At 50.6% G+C, this 25,724-nt stretch carries 19 protein-coding genes; 9 read left to right on the plus strand and 10 right to left on the minus strand.

Translation table 11 applies throughout. The features are described from left to right. Positions 1–431: 431 nt before the first annotated feature. Positions 432–1,217 carry a DeoR/GlpR family DNA-binding transcription regulator gene (locus tag KJS63_RS18615; protein ID WP_213620513.1) on the plus strand — a complete coding sequence of 262 codons (786 nt, stop codon included), beginning with the start codon at positions 432–434 and terminating at the stop codon, positions 1,215–1,217. 792 nt (positions 1,218–2,009) lie between these two features. On the opposite strand, the gene KJS63_RS18620 is transcribed toward KJS63_RS18615, so the two are convergent. The 3 genes from KJS63_RS18620 to KJS63_RS18630 all read right to left on the minus strand — a co-directional run bounded on the left by KJS63_RS18620 (position 2,010) and on the right by KJS63_RS18630 (position 6,237). Beyond that, positions 2,010–4,334 carry a glycoside hydrolase family 65 protein gene (locus KJS63_RS18620; RefSeq protein ID WP_213620514.1) on the minus strand — a complete coding sequence of 775 codons (2,325 nt, stop codon included), beginning with the start codon at positions 4,332–4,334 and terminating at the stop codon, positions 2,010–2,012. 123 nt (positions 4,335–4,457) lie between these two features. Next, a complete protein-coding gene (gene pgmB / locus KJS63_RS18625) occupies positions 4,458–5,108 on the minus strand; it encodes a beta-phosphoglucomutase (protein ID WP_213620515.1) in 651 nt (216 codons plus the stop codon). Between the two features lie 94 nt (positions 5,109–5,202). After that, positions 5,203–6,237 (minus strand): LacI family DNA-binding transcriptional regulator, encoded by a 1,035-nt coding sequence (locus KJS63_RS18630; RefSeq protein WP_068613707.1) that lies wholly within the window; start codon positions 6,235–6,237, stop codon positions 5,203–5,205. Between the two features lie 595 nt (positions 6,238–6,832). Between KJS63_RS18630 and pulA the strand changes: the two genes are divergently transcribed. After that, the gene (gene pulA / locus KJS63_RS18635; protein WP_213620516.1) at positions 6,833–9,460 is read left to right on the plus strand and encodes a type I pullulanase; all 2,628 of its coding nucleotides are present in this window, start codon (positions 6,833–6,835) and stop codon (positions 9,458–9,460) included. 89 nt (positions 9,461–9,549) lie between these two features. Here pulA and KJS63_RS18640 read toward each other — a convergent pair whose 3' ends face one another. From KJS63_RS18640 to KJS63_RS18650, 3 genes are all read right to left on the minus strand, one after another. Continuing rightward, on the minus strand, positions 9,550–9,942 hold the full coding sequence (locus tag KJS63_RS18640; protein ID WP_068613712.1) for a VOC family protein: 393 nt from the start codon (positions 9,940–9,942) through the stop codon (positions 9,550–9,552). After that, the gene (locus tag KJS63_RS18645; RefSeq protein WP_213620517.1) at positions 9,942–10,592 is read right to left on the minus strand and encodes an IseA DL-endopeptidase inhibitor family protein; all 651 of its coding nucleotides are present in this window, start codon (positions 10,590–10,592) and stop codon (positions 9,942–9,944) included. The genes KJS63_RS18640 and KJS63_RS18645 overlap by 1 nt, the downstream gene beginning before the upstream one ends. 570 nt (positions 10,593–11,162) lie before the next feature. Further along, positions 11,163–12,905, minus strand: a complete 1,743-nt coding sequence (locus KJS63_RS18650) for an alpha-glycosidase (RefSeq protein ID WP_213620518.1) — start codon at positions 12,903–12,905, stop codon at positions 11,163–11,165. A gap of 635 nt (positions 12,906–13,540) precedes the next feature. On the opposite strand from KJS63_RS18650, the gene KJS63_RS18655 reads away from it, so the two are divergent. The 6 genes from KJS63_RS18655 (at position 13,541) to KJS63_RS18680 (ending at position 20,865) form a co-directional block, all read left to right on the plus strand. Next, positions 13,541–14,842, plus strand: a complete 1,302-nt coding sequence (locus tag KJS63_RS18655) for a sugar ABC transporter substrate-binding protein (protein ID WP_213620519.1) — start codon at positions 13,541–13,543, stop codon at positions 14,840–14,842. A gap of 95 nt (positions 14,843–14,937) precedes the next feature. After that, positions 14,938–16,269 carry a sugar ABC transporter permease gene (locus KJS63_RS18660; protein WP_213620520.1) on the plus strand — a complete coding sequence of 444 codons (1,332 nt, stop codon included), beginning with the start codon at positions 14,938–14,940 and terminating at the stop codon, positions 16,267–16,269. Continuing rightward, positions 16,266–17,111, plus strand: a complete 846-nt coding sequence (locus KJS63_RS18665) for a sugar ABC transporter permease (RefSeq protein WP_187386101.1) — start codon at positions 16,266–16,268, stop codon at positions 17,109–17,111. The genes KJS63_RS18660 and KJS63_RS18665 overlap by 4 nt, the downstream gene beginning before the upstream one ends. 185 nt (positions 17,112–17,296) lie before the next feature. Continuing rightward, positions 17,297–19,348 carry a methyl-accepting chemotaxis protein gene (locus KJS63_RS18670; protein WP_244862676.1) on the plus strand — a complete coding sequence of 684 codons (2,052 nt, stop codon included), beginning with the start codon at positions 17,297–17,299 and terminating at the stop codon, positions 19,346–19,348. Positions 19,349–19,495: 147 nt separating this feature from the next. Beyond that, positions 19,496–19,930 (plus strand): NfeD family protein, encoded by a 435-nt coding sequence (locus tag KJS63_RS18675; RefSeq protein ID WP_213620522.1) that lies wholly within the window; start codon positions 19,496–19,498, stop codon positions 19,928–19,930. Next, complete coding sequence (locus KJS63_RS18680) at positions 19,930–20,865, plus strand: SPFH domain-containing protein (protein ID WP_213620523.1); 936 nt, start codon at positions 19,930–19,932, stop codon at positions 20,863–20,865. The genes KJS63_RS18675 and KJS63_RS18680 overlap by 1 nt, the downstream gene beginning before the upstream one ends. 81 nt (positions 20,866–20,946) lie before the next feature. On the opposite strand, the gene KJS63_RS18685 is transcribed toward KJS63_RS18680, so the two are convergent. Next, on the minus strand, positions 20,947–21,621 hold the full coding sequence (locus tag KJS63_RS18685) for a PspA/IM30 family protein (RefSeq protein ID WP_213620524.1): 675 nt from the start codon (positions 21,619–21,621) through the stop codon (positions 20,947–20,949). A 42-nt stretch (positions 21,622–21,663) separates the two neighbouring features. After that, positions 21,664–21,885: a PspC domain-containing protein gene (locus tag KJS63_RS18690; RefSeq protein ID WP_213620525.1), complete on the minus strand. Its 222-nt coding sequence runs from the start codon at positions 21,883–21,885 to the stop codon at positions 21,664–21,666. Between the two features lie 307 nt (positions 21,886–22,192). On the opposite strand from KJS63_RS18690, the gene KJS63_RS18695 reads away from it, so the two are divergent. Continuing rightward, positions 22,193–22,741, plus strand: a complete 549-nt coding sequence (locus KJS63_RS18695) for a flavodoxin family protein (RefSeq protein ID WP_213620526.1) — start codon at positions 22,193–22,195, stop codon at positions 22,739–22,741. 282 nt (positions 22,742–23,023) lie between these two features. Here KJS63_RS18695 and KJS63_RS18700 read toward each other — a convergent pair whose 3' ends face one another. Both KJS63_RS18700 and KJS63_RS18705 read right to left on the minus strand, forming a co-directional pair. Further along, positions 23,024–23,776 carry a YcnI family copper-binding membrane protein gene (locus KJS63_RS18700; RefSeq protein WP_213620527.1) on the minus strand — a complete coding sequence of 251 codons (753 nt, stop codon included), beginning with the start codon at positions 23,774–23,776 and terminating at the stop codon, positions 23,024–23,026. Between the two features lie 68 nt (positions 23,777–23,844). Continuing rightward, the gene (locus KJS63_RS18705; RefSeq protein ID WP_213620528.1) at positions 23,845–25,515 is read right to left on the minus strand and encodes a copper resistance protein CopC; all 1,671 of its coding nucleotides are present in this window, start codon (positions 25,513–25,515) and stop codon (positions 23,845–23,847) included. Between the last annotated feature and the right edge of the window lie 209 nt (positions 25,516–25,724).

The following is a 25,724-nucleotide window of genomic DNA, read 5'->3' on the forward strand; positions in this document are numbered from 1 at the left end:
GCTTCCCTGCCTCATCTGCCGATTGGACCAGCGTGCTCCTGAGAGCTGCTGCCCGCATATACCCTGAATCTATCGTCCCGGGCAGGCTGCCTGGCCGGGATACATAGCAGCCTTAAGTGAAATAACACCGGGGTCTGGTGTTATTTTTTGTATTTTGGAGGGATAAAGATGATTGTTATAATTTGCTTCAATACAGTAGAGGTCCTTTCGCAAAAGCGAATGATACACTTCTCCAAAATCACTTCATTCTTTTGTCCATCTCTTAGTCTTTCGGTAGCTCAACCTCTAACCTCTAACCTCTGTAACCAAATTAATCAATCAGCTCTTACTGACAGGGTGAGCGGTCCCCTGGATACGTGGTATCATAGAGATACTATGAGATGGACTAAAAATTAGGGTGCAGGGCACTACCCGATCGGAAAGGAAATATTATGGCGCGAATCGGAAATAAGACGGAACGGCAAAATCAAATACTGAAGGATCTTGAGCAAAAAGGGGACATGACGCTGCAAGAGATCGTGAGTACTTATGGCTGCTCGGAGGCTACAGCAAGGAGAGACCTGGAGGAGCTTGAGCTAAGCGGACTCATTGTCCGGACCATCGGAGGCGGGGCCAAATACTTGAGGCCCGAACAGGTTCGGGAGGTTCCCTTCCGGGAGAAGCAGCAGGCCTTGTACCATGAGAAGATGGCTATCGCCCGAACAGCTGCTTCCCTGGTTCATGAAGGCGATGTGATTGGCCTTACCGGGGGAACAACTACTTATCTGATCGCGAGAGAACTCAAGCATCACCGGAATATTACCGTGGTCACCAATGCGGTTAATATTGCCATGGAGCTGTCGGATAATGAGGGAATTCAGGTTGTTCTTACAGGCGGAGTGCTGCGCAACAAAAGCTATGAGCTGTGCGGGCCGCTGGCGGAGCAGACGGTGAAGGCTGTGAACATCCACACGATGTTCATGGGGATTGACGGCTTCACGGGGGATGGGGTCAGCACCTATTCCGAGCTTGAAGCCAACATTGCCCGGATGCTGATGCAGCGCGCTGACCGGACAGTGGCTGTGTTCGATCATACTAAGATCGGGCGTTCCTCCCTCTTCAACGTGGCTGGTCTTAGCGAACTGCATGGCTGCATTACGGACGGGCCGATGCCCGCTTCTTTGGCCAAAGCCTTGGCGGATTCCCATGCGGCCTTACATCTCGCCGAGCTCGGGTAAGCTGGCGGAGGAGAAGGGGTAAACCACGGGTGGATGGCGTGGCCTAGTAGCTGTTCACCCAGTGATCACTGTTCTATCTCTGTGTAGCAGGCCGAGCATAGACCTGACTGCTAAGCCAGGAAGTGTGGCGGTGGGAGGTTTGCAGTTGGGGTGTACATCTCCCCTGAATAGCGGAGCGGACGTAACGATTCCGAAGAAGCGAAGTGTTCGCCTTTGCCCCCGGATTCCTTCTCTGCATATTTAATCAGGGAATCTGGGGCAACAGCGATCGCAGGAACGTTACGGCAGCGGAGCTCCTCCAAGTAAGCCTTTTAAGCTCTTAGACCCTTCAAGCTCTTGGACTCTTCAAGCTCTTAGGCTCTTCAAGCTCTTAGGCTCTTCAAGCTCTTAGGCTCTTCCGGCTCTTAACGCTCTTCAGCTCTTCAAGCTCTTAAGCTCTTCATGCCCTTAAGCTCATCAAGCCTTTCTTCAATGAGTCACCTAAAAGTATTTATCCCCATATGCCCCAACCTTTTATGCAACAACTCAAAAAAGCGCCTGAAAGCCATCAGCCCAGGCGCTTCTTAATTATCCCCCACCCAACAATGCGATGGGAGGCTTGCAGTTGGGGTGTACATCTCCCCTGAATAGCGGAGCGGACGTAACGATTCCGAAGAAGCGAAGCGTTCGCGTTCGCCCCCGGATTCCTTCTCTGCATATTCAATCAGGGAATCTGGGGGCAACAGCGATCGCAGGAACGTTACGGCAGCGGAGCTACTCAAAGGGTTGTTACGCTTCCGCGGAGCTCCCTTCTTACGCTTCTAAAGAAACCATCGCATTCTCCACCTGGATCATGCCCAGTCCGCTTACAGTATAGTCGCGGTCGTAGATCCGAATTGCCGCAGGAGTCTCAGTTTCGTTGGAAACCGTGATGTCTCGGTCGGATACGCTGACTTTCAGACGGGCACCGCGGAACATAACCTTGAACGAGAAGGACTTCCAGTGGCCTGGGATGAACGGCTTGAGCACAAGCTCGTCATTTTGCACACGCAGGCCGCCGAAGCCATGGACCACAGACATCCAGGTGCCGGCCATACTTGTTGTGTGACAGCCGTCCTCGGTGTCATTGTTGTAGTTGTCCAGGTCCAGACGTGCTGTCCGCAGGTACATTTCATAAGCTTTCTCCTGATAACCAAGCTCACACGCCAGAATAGAGTGCAGACATGGGGAGAGGGAGGACTCATGCACCGTCAACGGTTCATAGAAATCAAAGTTGCGTTTCTTCGTATCCAGATCGTACAAATGTCCAAGGAAGTAGAGCCCTTGAATCACATCCCCCTGCTTGATGAAGCAGGAGCGGAGAATACGGTCCCAAGACCAGTTCTGGTTGATTGGAAGGTTCTCAGGCGCAAGCTCTTTGACTGGAATGATCTCCTTGTCAAGGAAGCCGTCCTGCTGCAGGAAGATTCCGCGCTCTTCGTCGATCGGATAATACATTTTGGCGATAATATCCTTCCATTTAGCTGTCTCTTCCGGCTGCAGATTCAAAGTCTCTACCAGTTCATTGTAACGGGCAGGCTCGTTCTCCTTCAGGTAATCCAGCACCTCAAGCGTGTACTCAAGCGTCCATACAGCGATGCGGTTCGTGTACCAGTTGTTGTTGACGTTGTTCTCATATTCGTTCGGTCCGGTAACGCCGAGCATCACATATTTATCCTTCAGTGGCGCGTAATTGACACGCTCTTCCCAGAAGCGGGAGATTTCAGCCAGAACCTCAAGGCCATATTGGCCGAGATAGGATTTGTCGCCAGTATAATTCACATAGTTATAAATAGCATAAGCAATGGCGCCGTTCCGGTGAATCTCTTCAAAAGTAATTTCCCACTCGTTGTGGCATTCTTCCCCGTTCATGGTCACCATCGGATACAGCGCGCCCTTCTTGAAGCCGAGCTTGCGCGCGTTCTCTTTGGCCTTCTCCAAATGTTTGTAGCGGTAGATCAGCAGATTGCGGGCGATCGAAGAGTCCGCGGTGCTAAGATAGAACGGCACGCAGTACGCCTCGGTGTCCCAATAGGTGCTGCCGCCATATTTTTCCCCGGTGAAGCCCTTCGGTCCGATGTTCAGGCGGTCGTCCTCACCACTGTAAGTCTGATTCAATTGGAAAATATTAAACCGGATCGCCTGCTGCGCGGACACATCACCTTCTATGATAATGTCGCTTTCCTTCCATTTCTCTGCCCAGGCAGCTACCTGCTCGGAGAGAAGAACATCGAATCCCGCTGTTCTGGCCGCCTCAAGTGCCTGGGTACCGGCTTCCACCAGCTGTCCCAGCCCATGGTTGCGGGAAGTGACGTTAGCCACATATTTATAAATGGTTACCTCATCACCCTGCTCAGCCTGGACGGTGATATCGTTGCCGACGTATTTCTCCTTCTCTACAGTAGAAGGGGTGATATCCAGCTTCCCGCCGTTCTTGAATACATCGTAGGTCATTACAGACGTAACGTGAAAATCAAGTTTTTTGGTCTTGAGTGTCAGGTTAGCCGTTCCAACAGCCACCTCTTTGCTGACTTCGCTCCAGAACTTCTCTTCATAGTTCGAGTCTTTGTTCTGCACATCCCCATCCAGATAAGCCGTGAAACGGATAGGTGCGGAGAAGTTCAGCGGGGTTACCGAGTAACGGATGGCTCCAATCTCATGGCGCGTCACACTTACGAAGCGGGTGGAGTCGATTTTGATCATTTTGCCATCTTCCATTTCAGCAACGGCACTGCGGATTAGAAGGCCTTCCTTCATATTGAGCTCACGGCGGAACTCGGTCACTTTACACTTGGCAAGATCCAGCGCGTTTCCCCCTACATAGACATCAATGCCGATCCAGTTGGTGGAGTTCAGGACTTTGGCAAAATACTCCGGATACCCGTTCTTCCACCAGCCTACACGGGTTTTGTCCGGGTAGTAGACTCCGGCCATGTAGCTGCCCTGAAGGGACGGGCCGCTGTACTGCTCCTCAAAGTTTGCCCGCTGGCCCATAAATCCGTTGCCGATACTGAATATGCTTTCGGAGATTTCGTGGTGATTCGGGTCAAAGCTTTCTTCAATGATAGACCATTCGTCAACTTTTAAATATTGTTTCACGTATACCGACTCCTTTTTACGTCGAACTGGAAATTTGTGAACTGATATAGCTATATGGGTTAAGCCGGAGACTGGTTCAGCCAGCCCCCGATCATGCTGCCTATAGACGGTTTACTGGTTGGTTTACAGCTCACCCAACCGGTCGATTGTCATTTGCTGAAGAGAAGGAACAACCAGGTTGGCACGGCTTAAGTTCTCAGGGCTTCCAATACCGACACTGCGCATGCCCGCACGTATGGCGGCCTCGATACCAGCCTCGGCATCTTCGAACACTACGCAGTTCTCAGGAGGCACACCCACTTCTTCGGAACCAAGGACGAAGACTTCAGGGTCCGGCTTGGCAGCGGAGGTTTTGGTTCCGTCGATAATGGCGTCGAAATAAGGCGTAAGGCCGGTATTGTTCAGAATAAGCATGGCATTCTTGCTGGCGGAACCGAGAGCAACCTTGATTCCTTTGCTGCGGCATGCCCTGAGGAAATCAAGGGCACCCGGCAAAATTTCGGATTCGTCCATCCGGCTGATGGATTCGACGTACCAAGTGTTCTTGCGCTCCGCTAGCTGCTGCTTGGCCTCTTCATCCAGCTGAAGTCCGCCGATTCCAAGCAGAATCTCGAGCGAGGCCGTCCGGGATACCCCTTTGAGCCGCTCATTGTCCTGCTCGGTGAATACGAAGCCAAGCTCTTCGGCAAGACGTTTCCAGGCTAGATAATGATATTTCGCCGTGTCGACCAGAACACCGTCAAGGTCGAATAAACAAGCTTGAATTGATGCCATAATAAATTCCTCCCCTTATTAGCGCAAACGTTTGAACAAAAGACCAAAAATAAATGAAGCATTTCAGCTTCAATTATTTTTGTACTCCTTCAGATCACCTTTTTGGAAGTGACAGCATGGAGGATTCCCGTATCATCAGACGGTGTGGAATGATCTGACGGGTCTGGTACGTGGCATCTTCACCATTCTGGATCTTTTGGATCAGCATTTGGGATGCCGTATAACCCAGGTGATAGATCCCGATATCAATACTGCTGATCGGTGGTGTGGAAAGCTCCGATAACGTAATGTTATTGAAACTGACCAGACATATATCATCCGGTACTTTAAAGTTCAGTTCATGAAGGCCCCGCAGTACTCCAAAAGAGACCATATCGTCAACTACCACCAGGGCGGTTGGCCGATTAGGAAGACTCATAATGAAGGACATGGCGCGGTAGCCGCTGTCCTGAAGGAATTCACCCTCTACGATCCAATCGGAGCGAATCTCAAGATTTGCGTCCGCCATCGCGTTCTGGTAACCTTTCATCCGGTCTTGAGAGACCGTAAGGTTAGGGGGACCGCTGACAAACCCGATGCGTTCATGTCCCATGGAAATCAGATGCTTGGTGGCATCATAAGCAGCCTGCACGTTATCCGTATCGACGGATAAGGCATCGGGATGGTCGTTGCTTCTGCCAATAATGACAAAAGGGTATCCGCCCGAATGCAGGAACTCGATAACCGGGTCATCGCTGCGGGAATACAGGAGGATCACACCGTCTACACGACGGCCCTTAAGCAGTCGGGCCACAGCCTCAACCTCTTCCTTCTCGCTCGCGCCGGAACTGATAAGAACATCATATCCGGAACGGTTGGCTTGAGTCACAATCCCTCGAATCAGCTCCATGAAGAACAGATTGGAGAAGAGCTCTTCCGCCGGCTTCGGGAGAATAATACAGATACTGTTGGTTGTCTTCGAAACCAGGCTCTTCGCCATGATATTCGGATGATAACCGAGCTGCTCCATAATCTCTTTGACCTTGTTGGAGGTTTGAGTGCTGATTCGTGGATGGTTGGATAGAACCCGGGACACGGTAGAAGGTGAAACTCCGGCTTTCTTGGCAACATCCTTAATGGTTACAGCCATGGTAACCTCCTTGTGGAACCGTTTGCTTTTTATAGTGTAATCTTAATCGAAAGGTTTTGTAAAGTAAATAGAGAGTCCATATCGCAGCACTAAAAGTGGACAATTTCAGCGAAGTTACAAAAAAAGTTGTTCACTATGGCGAAATTCGTTAGGGTTGACATCCGCCAGGTAACGACACACCGGGCGCTGGAAACGGGGCCGGAGATAGCGCCCATCTGCTGCTTGCCGGATCATTCGCTTGGCGTTAATTAAAGTTTCCATATCCTAAGCCCGCGTCGTCCGGTGTACATATTCATTGGCGTTCATCACCAGCAGGGAACCCGGCTGGTCCGCCTTGCATACTATAAACCATCCGGAGCTGTAAGTGAGCCCATTAAGGAAAATTGCGGCCGCTTGCGGCTCTGCCTGCATAATTTACCCGTGAGGGCGAGTGGGACCGCCGGATTGGCGGAAAGCACGGACTGGGCCAGGCGGATGTCAGGGGGGGGCGGGTTCAGTACTCTCCTATAGCATGAAAAATGCTGATGCTCAGGATTAAATTTCTTACAGGTAAGCGTACTCCACCGCCTGGCGGGGCCGGACAGGATGTGAGCACATGTGGAATGAAAACGTCAATCAATTCAAGCTGCATTATTACCGGTATGACCAGAACCTGGAGAACTGGAACTTGTGGGTATGGTATGACTCTCATGAGGGGAACAGCTATGCCTGGAGCGAAATAGACGGTGACGGTTTCGCCACCGTTTCAATTGAACTTCCGGCTGGGGCGGTCCATGTTATCCCGAGAATGAGTCTTTCTTATAGCGATTGGGCCGATCAGGAGGAGCCCTGGAAGATTGAGCTGCCGGCGGGGCGAGGCGAGGTGGAAGTCTGGCTGCTTCAGGGCGACAAGAACGTATACTTTTCCCGTGGGGAAGTGGACATTTCCCCAAGATTCCACGCCGTACTGGCGGATGCCCCGGACATGCTGACTGTGGTTGCTAGCGGCCCTGTGAACAGGGAGGAGGCAGCTACCCTTGAATTAATGGACCTGGAAAGCAGGCAGCTGGTGCCGGTTGAGACAGAGTTAACCGGAGAGCAGAAACTTACGGTCAAGCTGATTCCTCCGGGCAAATTAGATCCGGCCCGCCTGTATCATGTGTCCAGCAGAACCTATCGTGCTTGTGTGGTCACGATGCGGCATATCCTGGACGACCCACTTTATTATTATGCTGGTAATGACTTGGGCCTGACGTATACACCGTCTGCTTCGGAGTTCAAATTGTGGGCGCCGACTGCCGCCAAGGCAAGTCTCGTGCTATACAGCGATCCCGGGATATATAACGCGGCCGGTTTGGTTAATCAGCATGAAGATGGGCGGAGCTTAAGGATGGAACGTTCTCCCTGTGGGGTATGGAGTGTCCGGGTTAGCGGCAATCTGAAGGGGCGGTACTACTTGTACAGGCTGCATTTTGCGGATGGCACGGCTTCTCTTGCCCCAGATCCTTATGCCAAGGCCGTAACCGCGAACGGGCAGAGAACTGCAGTCATCGATCTGAGGTCTACGGACCCTCCGGGCTGGAACCCACAGGAGAAGCCAGCTCTGCGTCAATGGACGGATGCGGTCATCTATGAGCTGCATGTCCGCGATTTCTCTACGGCCAATGATTCGGGACTCGTGCATAAAGGCAAGTTTAAAGCTTTTACCGAACTTGGAGCATCTACGGCAGGAGGCCTGCCCAGCGGAGTGGAGCACTTGAAGGAGCTGGGGATTACGCATGTCCAGCTGCTTCCGTGCAGTGATTTTGCCACAGTCAACGAGCTGGATGACGAAGAGAAAGGCATATCCGAACAGTCGTATAATTGGGGTTATGATCCGCAGCACTTCAATGTCCCCGAGGGGTCCTATTCCACGAATCCGCATGACCCGGCAGCCAGAATCAGAGAATTTAAGGAATTGGTACAGACCCTGCATCATCAAGGGATTGGCGTAATTATGGATGTGGTGTACAACCACACTTATTCTACGGACGAAGGACCTTTTGACAGGATTGTACCTGGATACTTCTACCGGACAACGGATACAGGCCGCTGTACGAACGGGACCGGGGTTGGGAACGAGATGGCTTCCGAACGGCCCATGGTCAGAAAATACATCCTTGACTCCATCAGATACTGGGCAGCGGAATATGGAATTGACGGCTTTCGTCTGGATCTCATGGGTCTTCTGGATAAGGAAACGGTCAGCGAGGCTGCCCGAATGCTGCATGAGCTGGATTCCGGGATTCTGATTTATGGTGAGCCTTGGGACATGAGCCGGACTCCGCTTCCGCAGGAGCGTAAGACGCTGAAGGGAACGCAGCGCGGCAGGGGGTACAGCGTATTTAACGATAATTTCAGAATGGCCATTAAGGGAGATAGTGACGGCAGTGGTGCAGGGTTTGCGACGGGAGCGCCCGGAAAAGAAGGGGATATCGCTACAGGTGTACAGGGCTCCATCCATACGTTTGCCGCCAGCCCTGTTGAGACCATCAATTATGTTACCGCCCATGATAATTTGATTCTGTGGGACAAAATATTAATAACCCAGGGACTTAAAGACGAGCTTGGTCTGCTTGAAATGCAGGACGGGAAGCTTCGGAATGGAGGTTCGGTTGCGGAGGCTGTTAACTTGTCTGAGCCTTATTGGGGAATCGGCACGGGAGAAGACATGATGCTTCATGAAGCCGTCAGACGCTCGATTCTTGCAAACGCCATCATCCTAACTTCCCTGGGTATTCCGCTGATTCACGCCGGTGATGAGATGTTGAGAACCAAGTTCGGGGACCATAACAGCTATAAAAGCTCCGACTGTATTAATCAGATCAGATGGGGCAATAAGATCAGGTTCCAGAAGGTGTTCGAGTATTACCGAGGACTAATCCTCCTTCGCCGTGAGCATCCGGCCTTCCGGTTGAGTTCAAGGGAAGCTGTGGAGAGCCATCTGCAGATTCTACGGGCAGAAGGAAATATCGTAGCTTTTAGGCTTGGAGAGCATGCAGGAGGAGATTCGTGGCGTAACATTGTCGTAATTTACAACGGAAATCAGGCCGCATGCCGCGTTCTTCTGCCTGCATACTTAGGCCAGTGGAATGTGGTTGTTGATGACAGGGGAGCCGGTACAGAGGTGCTTGCCCGGTTGGAAGCCGCGAGCGACTCGGTGCTGGTATCCGGATTATCCATCATGGTGCTGTATGATGAATAGTGAGGGTGACGACTTTGGCAGCCCGTCAAGATTATTTCAAAAAAAAAGCCCTTCCCTGTACGCCACAGCATGCGGGGAAGGTGCGAAGTTCAGGCCGTATCAGGTGCGGCAACTTCAACTTTTATCCGATCCGGATCTTCAAAATAAACAGCATAGTGCTGAGGACCACCCGCATAAGGATGTTGTCCCCTATAAAGAATGGGAATGTTCTTTTCCTTCAGCTTGGCTGTCAGGCTGTCCACATATTCCCGGGTCGGGGCATGGAATGCCAAATGATTCAGCCCTACCCTGCAGCGATGGTACGGAATATCCAAGAACCTTGTCTGTGCTTGCACAAACACGAGATAAGTCTCATGGTACTTCCAACTGAATCCTGACTCCCACTGTTGGTACAAGGAATAGCCGAGTTCGCTTAGTAACCATCCCCAGAATTCAGAACTTTTGTCTAAATCGGATACATATAGCTCAATATGATGGAGCATTAAAAAATAAGGTGAGGAGCCGTGTCTATTCTCCAGTAGTCGCCAACCTTCGCAAACTTAACCATGATATATTTGGAGCTCACCTTTGCATCCTTAGAAGGCACGTTAACCTTGTATACCCGTTTGGTGTCGGTCATGCTGATCATTTTTGCGGTTGCCCGGTCAAATTCAAGCTGGTTGCCTGCGTCCGCGTTCAGTTGGGCGAGTCTTCCATCATGTTCAATGATGTATTTCTTGATGAAAAATTCACTGGCCTGCTTCGTGTACGTCTTCATCAGATACTTCAGCAATTCTTCCTTGGTATCGATATCCGCGGATAAATAGCGGTATTCCTTCCCGTTGTAATTGAAAGCCTCTTCTTTCTCTCCCGAGCCACCGGCCATCGCGTACAAGTATCTTTTCTCAGCTTCTACCAGCAGGGGGATAGTTGTCTTATGATTAAGACTTTTGATCGAAGTAGGGTCTGTGACTTTTTGGTCTGTAACTTTCTGATCTGCCGCTTTCTTGTCTCCAGCCTTAATTGAAACCGTTGGCGCCTGCTTGGCTGAAGCCTTCGCTCCGCCTGCTGCGGGTGCAGCCATTGCCATACCGGCTGATGTCAATCCGATTGCCAAAGATAGAATGCCAGCTGTAATTTGTTTTGATTTCATGTAAATCGCCTCCATGTAGTTAAACGCAGGCGACTGGTAAAAGTTTCATAAATCGTCATTAAACGACGGGAAACGAGGGTCGTTAGGTGGGCTTCTTTGCGCCGACCTATGAAGGGCTTCGCGGAATGAGGAACAAGGAACAGGGGAGAAGGCTTGTCCAATCGGAGGAGTTTACGTCTGCCTTTGGCAGCCCTTTGCTACTACCTGGTCTAATCCAGGCAAAGGGCGGACAAGAAGCGGCCGGAGATGGACAAGGCGTTCCCCTAGACTTGTTCCACTCTCCCCCCTTATTTCCCGCACCCCAGCCAGCGGTCAACTTCCCGCCCCCTCCCGCCGCAGGCGGACTTCTTTGCGCCAGCCTGAGATGGGTTTGGGGAACAAGGAACAGGGGAGAAGGCTTGACCAATCGGAGGAGTTTACGTCCGCCTTTGGTAGCCCTTTGCTACCGCCTGGTCTAATCAGGCAAAGGGCGGACAAGAAGCGGCTGGAGATGGACAAGCCGTTCCCCTAGACTTGTTCCACTCTCCTTACTCAAAGACGCAAAAAAAGCCGCCCTGCGGCGGCTTTCCACTATTTTGAAGACAGCACAGCGAATCCATAAGCAGGAAGCCTTACAGACAGCTTGCCTCGCTGAGCTTCCAGCGTCTGTCCAGTGAACTCATCCTTCCAGGAGTTCTCATAGACATCCAACTCGATGGATTGGATCGTGCTGTCATTGTTGATCATCACAATGACCGTCTCGCCGTCCAGATAGCGTTCGTAAGCGAGCTTGGACTCACCTTCACCGGCGGAGAGGAACTTGATTGATCCTGACCGCAGAGCCGGGAGGTCTTTTCTGATCTGAATCAGACGTTTGTAGAATGCGAACATGTCATGATCCTGATTCTCCGGCTCCCAGACCATGCACTTGCGGCAGTCTGGATCAGGCCCGCCATCCATGCCGATTTCATCACCGTAATAGATGCAAGGCGTACCCAGGTAAGTGAGCAGGGTAACGGCGGCCAGCTTCATTTTGTCCTTGTTGCCGTCACATAGGGTCAAGAGGCGCGCAGTGTCGTGGCTGTCCAACAAGTTAAAGGCAACTTCGCTGGCCTGCTGCGGATATCGGGACAGCTGTACGGCGAGCGCACTAGCGAAACCGCTGGCATCCAGCGTGCCATTAACGATGAAATCAGTCACAGCGAAGGTGAACGGATAGTTCATGACCGCATCGAATTGATCTCCCTGCAGCCATGGGGACGATTCATGCCAAATTTCGCCGAGGATATAGGCGTCGGGATTGGCTTTTTTCACAACTTTACGGAAATCACGCCAGAAGCTCTGATCCACCTCATTCGCCACGTCCAGCCGCCAGCCGTCGACTCCAACTTCTTTGATCCAGTACTCAGCAACACCCAGCAGATAGTCCCTAACCTCCGGATTCCCGGTATTCAGCTTCGGCATGTGTGGTTCAAATGAGAAGGTGTCATAGGTTGGAATGTCATCTTTGACCTCAAGCGGGAAGCTGTTTACATGAAACCAGTCCTTGTATTTCGACGCTTCGCCATTCTTTTTTACATCCAGGAACGGGGCAAAGGTTCCCCCCGAATGATTAAATACAGCATCCAGCAGAATCTTGATTCCACGCTCATGACACAGCTTTACCAGCTTTTTCAGCGTTTCGGCATCCCCGAACTGTGGGTCAATCTTCATATAGTCCTCGGTGTCGTATTTATGATTGGTGGTGGCCGCGAACAATGGAGTAAAGTAAATCGCTGTGATGCCCAGCTCGCTCAGGTGGTCCAGATGGTCGATGACGCCCTGAAGGTCGCCGCCGAAGAAATTGTCACGCTCCGGTTTACCGCCCCAAGGCAGCGTTCCTTCCGGATCATTGCTGGTGTCCCCATTCGCAAAGCGTTCCGGGAAAATTTGATAAAATACAGCATCCTTAACCCAGGCAGGCGGCGTGAACACATCAGCCGGATTTATGTAAGGAATTTCGAACAGCCGATCCGGGTTAGGCGGCATTTCTGGCGTGAACTCGTATTCAGTCATCCACATCTTCTCGCTGCCCTTTTGCAGCAGGAAGCCGTATTTCAGACGCCGGTATGGAGGTTTGACGTTACATTCCCAGTAGTCAAATAATTCATCTGATGCAAGGACGCGCATAGGTACAAGCTCGCGGGTGCGGTCCCAGGCATATTTATCGCCTGTCCAAGCATATACCTGGGTCAGGTCCCCTTTCTTGGTGCGGATTCGCAGGTGAATGTTTTCCTTGTCGTAGGCATATGCCCAGTTCAGCTTTGGACGGTGATAGACAGCTTCAAGCAACATCCTGATTTCCCCCTCAATAACATAATTAATGTGCAAAATGTACAAAAAAGTACATCCCTGTCTCTACAATCGAGCCGAGGATGTACCTATCGGGTAACAGCGCCTTTTTGTTTTGAAAGAACACAGAGAATCCTTGGGTAGAAAGGCCGCTGTCTTTCAATGCTCAGGATTATAGCATGTCCATATTATTTTAAACAATATGATTTGCTAAGAATCATTCAAACCTTTGCATAAGAGATAGTAAAAAAATCCCTGAAATACCAGGTGGCACGGGCAATTTCAAAGGATAAATCAAAGTAGATTACAATGCTATTATTTTATTTGCACATGAATATAGGGATTTACAGGAATGAATATCAACCATGAATTTAGAGATATACTGTGATATCGAGAGTATTGTGAAGAAAACTAGAGGTAATAAGCAAATTAGCCAGCAAAACGAGTTGTGCAAACGTTTTTACAAAGCCTGACAAGTGATGTATGATGTCTTCAGGGATTAAGCGCTTCCAAGCAAAAGGGCTTGTGAATCACCAAATTCATGTTTAAGGCAAGGCGTGTTATTGCGTTTTGTGGAATCGTTTGCGCTGGCCTTAATTCCTGCAAACTGTTCGCCAAATATGGGAGGGTTATATTTTATGAAGATCAAGAAATTTGCGGTTTTGCTTGCTGCATTCTCCATGGCTGTATCCATTACGGCTTGCGGACCTAAGAAGGCTGCTGAGCAGGTGCAGACACCGGCTGACACAGGTACTTCAACAGAACAGAAAACTACTACAACTGCTGAAGTAAAGCCTGAGGACGGGGCGAAGCTTGTCATTTGGGAAAGTAAGGACGAAAGATCATTCACAGATGAAATTGCTAAGCAATTTACTGCAAAATACAACGTTCCAGTGAAAATTGAAGAAGTGGCACCAACAGACCAGGTAACCAAATTGACACAGGACGGTCCGTCAGGACTTGCGGCTGACGTTGTTATCTTCCCGCATGACAATCTGGGTAGAGCTGCTAGCGCAAACCTGCTTTTGCCAAACGATCTTTTTGCAGAAGAAACCACTAAAAATAACACAGAGAGCTCCATTAAAGGGGTAACCTACGACGGCACACTGTACGGCTATCCAAGAGCAGCTGAGACCTATGCCCTTTACTACAACAAGTCTCTGGTAAAAGAAGCGCCAAAATCGTTCGATGATGTGCTAGCCTTCGGCAAAACCTTTACAGATAAAGCAAAAAAGAAATACGCCTTGATGTGGGAAACGGGCAACATGTACTTTAACTATCCGTTCATCGCTACTACAGGCGGATATATCTACGGTAAAGATGGCACTGACAAGAATGACATCGGTATCAACAACGCAGGTGCTGTTGAAGGCCTGAAAGTATACCAAAGCCTGAAAGAAATCCTTCCGGTGAAGAGCGGTGATATCACTCCAGATATCAAACGCAGCTTGTTCAACGCTGGTGACGTGGCTATGGACATTAACGGTCCTTGGGAACTTGCCGCATATAAGACTGCTCTTGGCGATAAGCTCGGCGTTGCACCGATCCCAAGTATCGGCGGCAAACCGGCGATCAGCTTCTCCGGTATCAAAGCTTGGTATGTCAATGCATACACCAAATATCCAAATGCGGCTAAATTGTTCGCCGAGTTTGCTTCGTCTAAGGATGCCCAGCTTCTCCTGAATGAGAAAGTAGGTTCTGTTCCAACGAACAATGAAGCGCTTGAGTCCGATCAAATCAAGAACAATCCGTTCGTATCCGCTTTTGCTGAGCAAACTAAGAATTCTCAACCAATGCCATCCATCCCTGAAATGGGTAACGTATGGAGCCCGGTTAACGCCGCTCTTCCTGAAATCTGGGATAACGGCAAAGATCCAAAAGCAACCCTGGATAAAGCAGCACAACAAATCAAAGATTTGAATAACGGCGCTAAGAAATAATTGGAATTGTGAATTGGGGATTGAAGTATGACAAGGCCCGCCGCAATAAGCGGCGGGTCATTCCCCGATCGCCGGGAGAGGAGAATTGAAGGCACATGGATCGTCGTCACCGCACCAAAGCCGCTATACTGTCGATACTTAGCTTGGGACTCGGACAAATATATAACCGCCAATATATCAAAGGCGCCATCTTCTTGCTGGTTGAAGTTTTGGGAATTGCCTACTTTATCAATTATTTGAGCTTTGCGTTCTGGGGGATCACCACGTTGGGTGAGACGCCTACAGGATTCGTCAAAGTGAAATCGCCTTCGGGAATTATGGTCTCCAAGCTTATCCAGGGTGACCACTCTATTATCATCATGATTCAAAGCTTGATTACACTGCTCTTCTTTGTACTTTTTATAATTGCTTATTACATGAACATTAAGGATGCTTACCGGACCGGTAAGTTAAGAGACAACGGAAATACACCGAATACATTCAAACAATCGGTTAGATATATTTTGGATTACAAGTTCGCTCAGGTGTTTCTGGTGCTTCCAGCCATTGGGATCCTGTTCTTTACGATCATGCCGATTATCTTCATGGTCCTGCTGGCATTCACGAACTATGCGGCACCAGATCATATTCCGCCAGCTAAGCTTGTGAACTGGGTAGGTTTTGAGACGTTCACCAATCTGGTGTCACTGAGCACTTGGAGTCATACGTTTTATGGGGTACTGACCTGGACCATTATCTGGGCGGTGCTGTCCACGATCACCACCTACTTTGGCGGGCTGTTGGTAGCTCTCCTCGTAAGTCAAAAGGGCATCAAATTCAAGGGGATGTGGAGAACGATTCTGATCATCCCTTATGCGATCCCTCAGCTGATCTCCCTGCTTGTCATGAAGAACTTGTTCAACGGCCAATTCGGTCCGATCAATCAGTACCTCGGGTACTTCGGACTTGGCGGCCTTCCTTGGCTGACGGATCCATTCTGGGCCAAGGTTACGGTTATCGTTGTTAATATGTGGGTAGGTATCCCGGTATCCATGCTCCTGATCATGGGTGTGCTTACGACCATTCCGAAGGACATGTATGAGGCTGCGGAAGTGGATGGCGCGACCGGATTCCAGAAGTTTAGAATTGTCACATTGCCTATGATTCTATTCACTACGGCGCCTACATTGATTACCCAATTTGCGGGCAATATTAATAACTTTAATGCCATCTTCCTGCTGACCGCCGGGAATCCGGTTAACGGGGATTACCAATACGCCGGTTCGACGGATCTGCTTGTGACCTGGCTGTATAAACTTACGCTGGATCAGAATAAGAACAACATGGCCTCTGCGGTAGGCATCATTATATTCGTGATTGTCGCTTCCTTCTCGATATATAACTACCGCCGGACGAAGTCGTTCCAAGAGGAGGATATGATCCAATGATCGGACGTAAACTTGCGAACAAGCTGCGCTTGATTGCCAGCTATATCATACTTGTCATCTTGGCCATCTGTGCCTTGTACCCCGCGCTTTGGGTTGTACTCGCTTCCTTCAGACCGGGTAAATCGCTGTACAGTAAGTCACTGATTCCAGAGACCTTTACACTGGAACACTATAAAGAGCTCTTCACGTCCGATACGTTTATGTTCGGACAGTGGTACATGAACACACTTAAGATTGCCACCTTCTCGATGATTATTGGGGTATTCCTTACCCTGCTGACCAGTTACGCAGTATCCCGGTTCCGCTTCCGGGCCCGGAAGACAGCGTTGTCAACGATACTTGTACTAGGTATGTTCCCTGGCTTTATGAGTATGATTGCCATCTTCCTGCTGCTTAAGGAGCTTAACCTTCTGGATACGCATATTGCTCTAATCATCGTGTATGCCTGCGGGGCTCCGCTGGGTGGAACACTCATCGCCAAGGGCTTTTTCGACACGATTCCAAGATCGCTGGATGAAGCGGCCCGGATCGACGGTGCCAGCAACTTCACGATTTTCCGCCGGATCATCCTGCCGCTGTCCCGTCCAATGCTCACTTACATGGCACTGACCCAGTTTGTAGGCCCTTGGGTGGACTTCATCTTCGCCCGTCTGATTCTGCGGACGAAGGATAACTGGACGCTTGCGGTCGGGTTATGGGATATCGTTAACACAAGCCAGAACAGCAACTTTACGTTGTTCGCCGCTGCTTCGGTATTTATCGCTATTCCGATTATCATTCTGTTCATCTTCCTGCAGCGCCTGCTTGTGGACGGATTGACGTCCGGGGCGAGTAAGGGATAACCCGGTGATTTTGTATAGATTTATAGCGTACTCGGGTTTTACGGTGTAAGAGGAAGTATAACTCCAATTGTATAGGCACAGTCCCGTTTAAGGTACTGTGCCTTTGCTATGAGCAGAAGGTTACATACAATGTAAGTTATTTGCAAATCTAGATAACATTATACAAGTAGATGGAGGGGTCGAATTTGAAGTTCGGAACCAAAGCAGGCTGGAGGTCTGTGGGAACAAAACTATTTCTGGTTGTATTTCTCACCATCGTTGCATTATCTGTGGGTCTTGGCCTGATTTCCTATCAAGTATCCAAAGGCATTATTGAAGACCAGGTTTCTTCAGCTTCTTCAGAGGCTGTTAAGCAGGCTGCGGATAAGCTGGATTTCCTCTTTACCCAGTATGAAGCGCAGTCACGCCAATTAGCGGTGGACCCGATATTAAGGTCTGATCTTGAGACTGTAAGCAAGCCCGATGTTGGCACAGTAGAGAGAACCGGAGCCGAGGAACGCATCAAGAGAAGGCTGGATGGTCTCACGGGGTCGGATGACCGGCTGACCAGTGTGAAGCTGATTGGAAACGGCCAAGGAAACACTTTGTCTTTTCAATCGGGGGCTGCAGGGGTGCGTTCAGACGATGTGGTGCAGGCCAGACTCGACCGGATCAAAAAGGCGGACGGGGAACCGGTGTGGGTTCCGACCTTAAACAAGGGATTCTTCGGGACCACCCGTGAGCCGGAATTTACGATGGGAAGACTGCTCAAGAATCTGCAGCATCCTGAGGCGGAATATATTCTGCTGATCGAGATTAAGGAATCGGCACTGGGTACGGTCCTCTCTAATATGAAGATCGGCAATGCCGGTGAGATTCGGCTTGTAACCCCAAATAACGAGATTGTACATGCCAAGAACAGCAAGCTGCTGGAGAAGCCTTCATTTATTAAGGTAAGCTCTGCCCAGGTTCAAGGGAAAGATAGATCATTCAAGGCAGCGGATGAGCAGGGAACAGAGAATCTGGTTGTATTTCAGCCGCTGGCGACTTCAGGGTGGACGCTTCTTGGCTATGCCCCTGTCAGTGATTTCCTGAGTGCAGCTGACCGCCTGCTAATGATCACCTTAATTGTAGTTATTGCTGCCGTTCTGCTTGCCTTGCTCATTGGTTATTATATGATCCGGATGGTCGGGAAGCCGCTGCGTCAATTGTCCAAGCTTATGGAAGAGGGCGAGAAGGGCAATCTTCAGGTACGGGCCTATTTCCGAAGCCGGGACGAAATCGGTCATGTGGGTCACTCCTTCAATCAAATGATGTCCCGTATTTCCAGCCTGGTGGAACAGACGAATGCGACAGCCCGGAGTGTTCTGGATACCGCTGAGGAGCTAGCGGAGGCTTCCCGAAGCACGTCCCAGGCAGCCGGTGAGATCGCTGCAGCGACCCAGGAGATCGCTCAGGGAGCGGCATCTTTGGCTGCCGAAGCGGACCGGGAGAGTCAAATTGCCGAGGATATAGGAGTGAAGATGAGCAGAGTGGACGCCGCGAACACCTCTATGGAGGCCTCGGCTGGCCGGGCCATTGAAGTCAGCATTAAAGGAACGGAGTATATGAAGGAGTTCGTGCAGAAGACAGGGACCGCTTCTGAGATGACCAGTCTGATTCAGCTCAATTCGGATCGGCTGACCAAGAGCACAGATTCCATCCGGAGCATCTTAGCCCCAATGGTCGAGATGACCAAGCAGACGAACATTCTTGCGATTAACGCATCCATTGAGGCGGCCAGAGCTGGAGAAGCTGGCAAGGGGTTCAGTGTGATTGCGGAGGAAATTCGTACACTGGCCGGACACTCGAATGAGTCCATCCAGTCGGTCTCCCGGATCACCGAGCAAATCCAGCAGGATATTGCGGGTACAGTCGAGGTACTGAACCAGGTCTCCCCGCTCTTTGATGAACAGCTTGCTTCGGTTCAGGAGGCATCATCCTTGTTCACGAATGTTAGAGAAGAGATGGAGCAGTTCTATAAGCATATTGAGCACTCTTCTCTCTCGGTTAAGGAACTAGCCGAGTCCCAGCATATTCTTGGCGACTCTGTCGCCAGCGTAAGCGCCGTGGTTGAAGAGACCAGCGCATCTACCCAGGAGGTCGCTTCCATGTCCTCTGAGCAGTATAGGGTCAGTGAGCAGCTCGTGGCCTTGTCGGCCCGGCTGGAGAGTCTTGCAGAGGAATTAAAAAGATCTCTTGCGGGCCTCACGGTCTAAGTCCAATCAAGTTCCATGAGCGACTATCGGGTGGTATCTGTCTATCTTAACGTCCCCTTGATAAGGGATAACGTGCTCTTTTTGATACTTTTTCCAAGATTACCCGTATATAATGAGTATATTGCGGAAAGGTGGTGGTTCTGCCGTATGCATGCATGGGTATTTTGGCTGATAGCTGCCGGGATTCTGTTTGTGGTGGAAATGATGACGCTGACCTTCTATCTCCTGTGGCTAAGCCTGGGAGCAGCAGCGGCTATGCTGGTGTCCATTGTGGTGCCTGACAACATATTGCTGCAGGTCATCGTAGGGTGTGCGGTCGCACTCGTGTTAACGGTGTTTACCAAGCCGCTGGCCAAAAGGTTTCGCACATCCAGAGGATTCCAAGACACCGGTACCGAGCTTGTCGGCAAGAAGGGGATTGTAATTGAACCTATTGACAAGGGCCAGTACGGCATTGTCAAGATTGGGGGCGACACGTGGAGCGCAGTGTCCGATCAGTTCATCGGCCTGAATGAACAGGTCATTGTAGTGAAGCGCGGCAATGCCATTATTGAAGTGGAACGTTGGGAGGAGACACACTAATGCCTTGGGTAGTAATTGTAATTCTTCTGGTTGTCGTCGTTATATTCATCGCTTTAACAGTCAAGATTGTACCGCAGCAGCGGGTAGGCGTGGTTGAACGGCTGGGGAAATTCCACAGGCTGCTGACGCCGGGGCTTAATATCCTTATTCCGGTGATTGATCATGTTCGCATTTATCATGATTTACGGATTCAGCAGGCGAATGTGCCGCCTCAGACGGTAATTACCAAAGATAACGTGCAGGTACAGATCGACACGATTATTTTCTATCAGGTGGTAGGTCCGGAAGAAGCGACTTACGGTATTTCAGATTATGTCTATGGGGTGCGTAATATCTCGACAGCTACCATGCGCCAGATTATCGGTAAGCTGGAGCTTGACGAGACTCTGTCCGGCCGGGAGAAAATATCTACCGAGATTCGCCTTGCGCTTGATGAAGCCACCGAGAAATGGGGCGTGCGCATTGAGCGGGTAGAGGTTATCGATATTAAACCGCCGCTGGATATTCAGGAAGCGATGGATAAACAGATGAAGGCCGAACGGAGCAAGCGGGCCATCGTGCTGGAAGCGGAAGCGGCCAAGCAGGATATGATCCTTCGGGCTGAAGGGGATAAGCAGAGTAAGATCCTCAAGGCTGAGGGGGATAAGGAAGCGCGCATCCGTGAAGCAGAAGGTCTCGGCCAGGCGCAGGAGCTGGAAGCATTGGGTCAGGCCAAAGCGATTCAGGTGGTTGCCGAAGCGGAGAGAAACCGCATCGAACTGCTGCGGAATGCGGGCTTGGATGAGAACGTGTTAGCCTACTACTCCTTCGAGGCCTTGACCGAAGTGGCCAAGGGGCCAGCCAACAAAGTGTTCCTGCCAACAAGTACAGTGGATGCACTCGGCAGTATCGGAGCAATTGGAGAAGTGTTCAAGGCGGGTAAGAATGAGAAATAAATAACCCTAGGCTGTATTAGGAAAAAGGGCCGGGAAGAGAGCGAACATGGCTCTCTCACCCGACCCTTTTTGTGTATGATGTTAAGCTTGCGATTTTTTGCTCTGCAGGCGGCGGAGTTCTTCCTCAACAGCCGAAGAGTTAACGGCTGGGCTGCTTGTGCCAAATGGGCTGCTGGAAGCCGGATAGGTGCGGCCTGAAGCATCGAGGCTTGCTTCCCACTGGGTAATTTTCTCTTCCATCCGCTCGAAGCCGCGGGCGGCCGTGCCGCTTTCCAATCCGTAGCTGAAGCTTGGACGGATATTCCCGGCTCTTTCTTCCGCCTTCTGAGCCCGTGCGGCCAGCTCGGCCCGTTTCTCTTTGAGGCGCTCATATTCTTCTTTGGCACTTTGGATTTGGAATTCCAGCTCCTGTATGCGTACAGACGCTTCTTGGTGCTGGGCTGTATGCAGTTCAGCCTGCTGCATGAACTGCAGCTTCGCAGCGATCGCTTCGCGGGCAGCGGCTTCATTGCCGCCAGCAAGTGCTTGTTCCGCAGCCTGAGCGGACTGCTCAGCTGAGCGAAGCGCCTCTTCCTTCCGCCATGCCAGCACCTTAACGGCGCCTTGTTGCTCATTCAGGCGGCGCTCGGCGATGCGAATATCTTCCTCCAGATTGCGGAGGTACTGGTTCATCAGCAGAACGGGATTTTCCAGCTTGTTCAAGGCTTCGTGGGCAACAGCTTTGGTCATATTGGCAAGTCTTTCAAAAATACTCATGGTTGATCTCTCCTTTAATATAGTGTTTATGGCTAAGTGAAATTAGTACGTATGGTTGTAGTCATGAAATCCGAAGCCTGCAGGTTCTTTAGGAACAAGAAGACTAGCGATGATGTAGATGGGAACGAAGGTACCGAAGCTGCACAAAGCACCTACCGCTGTCACCAGACGGATTATGGTAGGATCGACACCGAAGTACTGGGCCAATCCGCCGCAAAGTCCGCTGATTTTACGATCTGTTCTGGATCTGTATAATTTATTCATAATGTAAATCTCTCCCTCTCGGTATTGGATTTGGATAGTCAGCCTCAGTTCGTGTGTCGTACGCTGCACCGTTACTGTAACTTATGTCTATATCTTACCTTGCGCACGATTTGTTCAAAACGGCCCTCAGACGGTTTTTGATCTAGACTTAGGTCGGGGAACAGGTTCTGTACAAAGACTGGGTGGCGGGGAGAAATGAAAATAGATTTAATGATTTACCGGGGCAGAATGTTATTGTAATGAAGTGCATAAAGTCGTAGTATATCCATAGGATTATAAAATGGTAATTACTGGAGGTTATTAAAAAATGAGCATTGCAGTACTGCTGGGAAGTACGCGGGCAGGCGGAAATACGGAACAGCTGGTAGATCTGGTGGTAGACGGGGTTAGTCACCATAAGTACGTGCTCAGCGAGAGCCATATCGAGACGATTATCGACCAGCGGCATGACCCGGAGGGCTTTCAGCCGGTACCGGATGATTATGATCGGTTAATCCAGAAGATATTGGAGCACGATATTCTCATTTTTGCCACACCGGTGTATTGGTATGGGGTTTCCGGCACACTAAAGACTTTCATTGACCGCTGGTCTCAGAGTCTTCGGAGTCCGGATTACAACTTCAAGGAGCTGATATCGCAAAAGAAAGCCTATATCGTGGTTGTTGGCGGGGACGATCCACATATCAAAGCGCTGCCGCTTATCCAGCAGCTCAAGTATACCTTTGACTTTGTGAATCTGCCCCTGGAGGGATATCTCATAGGCAAGGGCAGTAAACCGGGTGATGTCCTTCAGGACACCCGGGCAGTGCAAAACGCCAAATGGTTGAACACCCAGCTCAAAGAGCTGTATAGTTAGTCTAAATGGGCAGCGTGCTGGTAAGTTCTTACTAAATTCGGCCGAACAAACCTCCGGGGGTTGACAGCTGCCATGCAACGCCACATCGGGAGCTGGGAGCTTCGTACGGTGTGAAAACTTCTGCTTCCTCAGATTGAAGCAGATCAGGACTTGGAGGCTGGGAGAAGTGGGCCTGCTCCGGCTTGGATGATTAATGACAAAAAAAGAGGTTATCCTGTCATGCCATATGTGGACGGGATAACCTCTTTTATTTTGATGTATGGGACTTGGATTTCCTTCAGCTTAGCGTTTGATTCTCCGGACGAACAGGATGGAGATCCAGAGCGCCGCCAGAGAAACGAGAAGAGCAGCAGCTGACAGGACGATGGAGATCGTCTGGGCGGTGGAAGATCCGCTATTATCTGTTGATGTTGAGGCAGCAGCTTGACCCGTTGCTGCTTCGTTACCGGCGCTGCTTGTGGTGTCCGTGTTGCCCGCCGTGCCGGATGTACCGCCGGACGTGCTGTCTCCGCCTGCGGCATGGTGATCGTCGTGACCGCTGTCTGCAGCGGCGGCTCCTTCCGCCGATTCACTTATCGTGGTCACTGAATGCGGGTTCTCTCCGCCATCACCAGTCCATTCCACTACACTGCCGTCTTTGTAGTATTGATAGGCATCCCAGGCGATGGATGTGTCTTTGGCGGGATTCTTCGCCACAAAGTTGAACTGCTGGAATTGACCTGGCTCAATGCCAGCACCCTCAGCTGTCCAGGTTACCGCTGTAACTTTTCCGGCATTATCCTTCGTCGTCTCCACTTTCCAGCCCGGTTCAGGCTGGTAGTTCTTGAAATCCACATTGGCTGGAATTTTGATGGCAACCTTAGTTGTTGCAATTTCTTTCTCAACCGGAATTTTAATCGTGTAGGTCTCATAAGCTTCCGGCTTCGAGGCTGAAGGCTTAACGGTAACGTGGGCGCTGGCCAGACCGGAGAAGAGCAGGGTTCCGGCTAACGCGGACGTGAAGATGGCAGCAGCTTTGGAGTAGATTCGTTTCATTTTTCAGAAGTCTCCTTATATATGAATTTTCATTTTCACGCAATGGCTGGAGCAGAATCAGCAAATCCTTATTTTGGATTCCCAACGGTGAAGTTAACCAGGCCGTCCAGGGAGTCGAGTGATTTCAACAGTACATGGTATTTGATCTGCCACCGCCCAGCCATAGTGATCAGGTCATCTTTGATAACCGGAGAGGTGTTACCCGGCATATTAATCTCCAGGGTTCCCATCTCCATTTCCAACGAGGTCAACTTAAGCGAGGTCGCCTCAATGCCGTTGACCGGTTTGCCATCAGGGTCTTGAACCGTAACTTTGAACTCGTTCTTGCCCATGATATTCGGGGAGATGTCAATCATTACGGTATGACCGCTTCGTGTCTTATCCTCTAGATGAACAGGGCCCGGATTGGAGAGCGCTGTCGGAAGGTTGGACAGAATGGCAGCAAGGACAAGCGTAACAATCCCCGCCGAGAATTCGATCCATACGGCAGGCCCAAGCTCCCGGTTCATCCGTCTTCCCCGCAGGAATCCGGTCAGGGCAAACACCAGCATAACTATGAACAGTACGATCTTGGCCAGCAGAACTTGACCATAGATCGAGGTGAACAGGGAGGACAGGGTTGGAGTATAAATCTTAATCCCGTATAGTCCGGTTCCGAGCACCAGCAGCACACATACTGCACCGGTAATGGAGAACCGGCGGATTGTCCCCCAATAGAGCTGTTTGCGCGCTGCGGTGTCTGGCTCGCCTGCACCATAAGCAGGAAGCAGGAAAGCCAAGGCAAGCAGCCCGCCCAGCCACAGGGAAGCCGCCGCAAGATGGATGAAGTCGGCTCCGATTGCCACGCTCTCAAGCTCGGCTGCCGCCGCATGTCCCATAAAGGCTTTGGCAACGAACATACAGAGGATAGTTCCGAGGGCAAGCCCTGCAAAAACCGGCTTCTCCCCCTGGCTCCATTTCGGAATCAGAGCATAGGTCAGACCGGCCAGAACAAGCAGAAGCAGCACCTGGGTCCACCAAATCGAACCGAAGCTGGAGTATCTCAAGGCTTCTCCAAGCACATTATTGCTCCACACCTCGCTCCACGTCACCCCTGCGTCAAGCTTGGCTTGAAGAGGCAGGCTAAGGATAACCCCCAAGAAGGTCAGTATAAAGGATACAATGATTGCCGTCTGGCTCCGGCCAAGGTTGTAGGAGTCCTTGCGTTTGGCTTTAGGGAGCAGGAACAGATGGAAAAAGAGTGTGCCCAAATACAAGGACAAACCTGTATACTGCAGCCAGCGGATCAGGGTCTGATCAAGCCCGGGAAGCGCCTTGGCACCGGAATCAGCCTCCTGAACCGGAGCGGTGCCACCGCTTCCTACAATGAACGGAATGACGCCGGATATCGCGTGTCCGTCTGCGGAGACGACCCGCCAGCTCACGGTGTAGATCCCGTCCGGCAGATCCTTCTTGAGTCCGGCGTCAAGCCGTGCCGGATTATTATCATCAATATGGGAGTTGTCGAGATCGACCCTTTCTCCCGCAGTATTCGTCACGGTTAGGGAGTGAAATACCTTCTCGATCGCCTCGTTGAACACAATTGTAACGGTGTCCGGGGATTGATCAAGCGCCTCATTGGCGGCAGGGGTTGATTTGACGATGTAGGCATGGGCGAAAGTACGCCCGGGATACAGAATAAAACACATACAAAGCACAAGAACTGCTGTGATCCATGTCTGTCTAGTCCAAATTTTCAATGCAAATTCACCTTCTCTACAGCTGTAGTTGAGTTCCAAGAAAGGAATGACTGCCTATAAATATCACAAAAAACGGAGGTTAAGCCATTCTGGTGTCGCTACATCCGATCCTTCCGCAGGCTAAACTTCATTCTATCCTAGTATTGCCTAATTAGCATGACTACAACGGGCTATTTATTCTAATCTAGCGGCAGCTTTTTATGTCCAAT

Source organism: Paenibacillus sp. J22TS3 (assembly GCF_018403205.1).
In the GTDB taxonomy this organism is placed as follows: Bacteria; Bacillota; Bacilli; order Paenibacillales; family Paenibacillaceae; genus Fontibacillus; species Fontibacillus tuaregi.